Genomic DNA, 3,156 nt, shown 5'->3' on the forward strand with positions numbered 1-3,156 from the left:
GGTGCTGCCACAGGATGGCGCCGCCGTGCTCGGCGTTGAACACCTGGGTGCCGACCATGCGGTCCGCGCCCAGCGCGATCAGGGCCGCGGTCAGCACGGGGAACGCGATGAGCACCAGCACGCTGGTCAGGATGATGTTCCAGGTGAAGATCGGCATGCGGAACATCGTCATACCGGGCGCGCGCATGCACAGGGCGGTCGTGATGAAGTTGACCGCGCCCAGGATGGTGCCCAGACCCGACACCACCAGGCCCAGGATCCACAGATCGCCCCCCACCCCCGGTGAGTGGACCGCTGAGGACAGGGGTGTGTAGGCGAACCATCCGAAGCTGGCCGCGCCGCCCGGGGTCAGGAACCCGGCCGAGACGATGAGCCCGCCGAACAGGAACAGGTAGTAGCCGAACAGGTTCAGTCTCGGGAACGCCACGTCGGGCGCGCCGATCTGCAACGGCATGATCACGTTGCCGAAACCCACGAAAAGCGGGGTCGCGAAGAGCAGCAGCATGATCGTGCCGTGCATGGTGAACAGTTGGTTGTACTCTTCGTTGGACATGATCTGCATGCCCGGAAAGAACAGTTCCGCGCGGATCAGCACCGCGAGGATTCCGCCGAAGACGAAGAAGACGAAGGCGGTGATGATGTACATGTACCCGATGACCTTGTGGTCGGTCGAGGTCAGCCAGCTCACGATGATCGACCCCTTGCGGGTCTTCGCGGAGGACTCCTCTGCCGCGGTCTTGGCTGGTGCCACTGCTCGTGCCTCCGTGCGGAAGATGGGTGCGTGCGAATCGGAAAAACGAGGCTTTTCCTTCTTGAGGGCGATTCGGGAAGGGAATTTCCCGGGCCTCGGAAACGCAACCTAGCCCATCGGGTCCGCCGGGGCCGGTGATCGCCACCAGTGTTTTCTCGAACAGACGGAGAATGTCCTGTTTGCTGGCGAAAGGAGCCGCGGGGGCCGCCTCTGGCCAGCGCCCTTCCGGCTGCCGACCGCTGCCCCCCGGACGCTGCTCCGGACGCCGTCCCGGGCGCGGCGGGCGCCCTTTACCGCTTCGCGGGCGCGGGGCCTACGACAGCCGCGCGTCGGTGTACACGTCGCCCGACTCCATGCCCTGGTAGCCGAAGATGTCGGTGACCGTCACGAAGTGGTAGCCCCGCCGGTGCAGTCCCGCCAGCACGTCCGGGATCGCCTCCACGGAGGTCTCGTGGATGTCGTGGAAGAGCACCACGCTCCCCGGCACGGTGTCGTCAAGCGCAGCCGCGCTGACGTCCTCGGTGTCGCGGCTCTTCCAGTCCAGCGTGTCCACGTCCCACAGGACCAGGGGCTGTTCCACCGTCTTGCGCACCGTCCCGTTCAGCGACCCGTAGGGCGGCCGGATGGTCGGCGGCTCCACCCCGGTCACCTCGCGCACGGCCGCGTTGGTGCGTTCGATGTCCTTGCGGATCTCGTCGGCCGACATCTGGGCCAGGTCGTCGTGCTTCCAGGTGTGGTTGCCCAGCTCGTGGCCCTCCTCGGCCATGCGCTCCACCGGTGCGGGGAACGCGTCCACGAGCGAGCCCAGCACGTAGAACGTGGCGCGGGCGTCGTACTCGGCCAGGCTGTCCAGCAGTCGGTCGGTGTGCTCGCCCGGCCCGTCGTCGAAGGTCAGCGCCACGCACTTGAGGCGCTCGCAGTCCAGGGTGTGCCCCTGGGCGCTCAGGCCCCCCTCGTCCTGTGAGAGGCCGTCGCCCGGGCCGTCCACGCCCAGGGCCGCCTCCCGGGCCAGGTAGCCCAGTTCGGACAACAGCCCCTCGACGTCGGCGGCCTCCACCGGGACCAGCACCTCACCGACCCGGCCAGCGCCGGGCACCGCGTCGGGGTCCATACGCACGGCCAGGCCGCCCGCCGTGCTGAAGGCCAGGTCGCCCAGCGGCGAGCCCGCCCAGCGCTCGGCGGCCTCCCGGGCCTGGTCGGGCTCGGACAGGTCGACCGGCTCCAGGCCCCCGTCAGCCACCCCGCCGCCCGGTTCCCCGGCCGCCTCACCGTCGGTCGTTCCGCCCCGCCCGTCGGCGGACGCGCCGCCCGCCTGCGCCGACCGCTCCCCCGAGACGACCTCGCCGACCAGCCCGGGCAGTTGGCGCTCGGGCAGGTTGTACTCCTCCTCCAGGACCTCTGCCAGGGCCAGGTGGGCCCGCTCGATCGCCTCCTCGTCCCGGAACAGCGAGGTCCAGGGCAGTACCTCCCCGCTGTCGGCGTCGTACCACAGGGTGTCGGCCTCGAAGGTCTCGTCCCCGCCCGCGGAGGCGGTCGCGGTCAGCCGTGCGCCCACCACCTCCGAAGAGGCGGCGAGGATGGCCGTGTCCTGGTGCAGCTCGGGGGAGCCGCCCTCCGGCAGGTCCTCCAGGAAGGCGGTCTGGCGCGCGGCCATGGCGGTGCGCGCCTCGACCGTCAGCGGGTGGCCGCCGCCCAGCCGCGGGTAGCGGTAGCTCACCGCGCTGTCGTCTGTGGTCACCGACACGGTGCTCGCCTCCATCCCCGCGAGGTCGTCGGGCGAGGAGCGGACCGGCTCGGCGTAGGGCAGCTCCTGTTCCACGGCGTGGCAGCCGGGGACCAGGAGCAGACCCACGGCCGCGCTGACGGAGAGTTTGCGTCGTAGTGAGGTGACAGCCACGAGGGGGACCATATCCGAGCCGCTCACCTCAGCGTGAATCGCCTCGCAGGCGTGCGCGTACTCAGCGTGTCCGGTGTGCGGTCACGCTCCGTTCGCCCGACCCGCCTCAGGCGGACCGCATGCCGCCTCCGGGGGCCCGTGGGGAGGGTCGCGCCGCCGTGTCCCCGGTGGCCCCGGGGTCCGTCTCCGGGCCCCGGGGCCGAGGCTTTGCGGCCACCTGAGCGCACTGTCCGAAACCCGGTGCGGGCGCGGGTGCGCCCGTCCCCGGCGGGTCCGCGTTCCGGCCATACTGATTCCGAAGGGGCGTACACGGTGTTCCCCCACGAATCCGGATGCCGGTGTCACGCCCTCCCCCGTCGGAGCGCCCGCTCCGGCCACCCCTGAAAGGCGCCCATGAGTTACGGTCCCGGAACCGGCGGCTACTTCCCCCCGACCGGGGGAAGCGGTGGCCACCAGCCCCCTCCCGGAGGAGGCGGAGGCTATCCGCCGCCCGGCGGCGGCCTCCCCC

The 3,156-nt window shown here is 71.0% G+C and carries 2 protein-coding genes; both read right to left on the reverse strand.

Annotation, left to right across the window (positions count from 1 at the left end; genetic code table 11):
* Positions 1 to 646 (reverse strand): cbb3-type cytochrome c oxidase subunit I (locus ABD54_RS25085; protein WP_235432192.1); only part of this gene is annotated, 646 nt, incomplete at its 3' end.
* Positions 647 to 1,064: 418 nt separating this feature from the next.
* Positions 1,065 to 2,660 carry a polysaccharide deacetylase family protein gene (locus tag ABD54_RS25090; protein WP_047872018.1) on the reverse strand — a complete coding sequence of 532 codons (1,596 nt, stop codon included), beginning with the start codon at positions 2,658 to 2,660 and terminating at the stop codon, positions 1,065 to 1,067.
* Positions 2,661 to 3,156: the final 496 nt, after the last annotated feature.

The sequence above is a fragment of the Nocardiopsis sp. RV163 genome (assembly GCF_001029525.1).
Classification (GTDB): Bacteria; Actinomycetota; Actinomycetes; order Streptosporangiales; family Streptosporangiaceae; genus Nocardiopsis; species Nocardiopsis dassonvillei.

Coding starts and splice junctions, on each gene's coding strand:
- ABD54_RS25090 (WP_047872018.1), bottom strand. CDS start 2,660: ATGGTCCCCCTCGTGGCTGTCACCTCACTACGACGCAAACTCTCCGTC.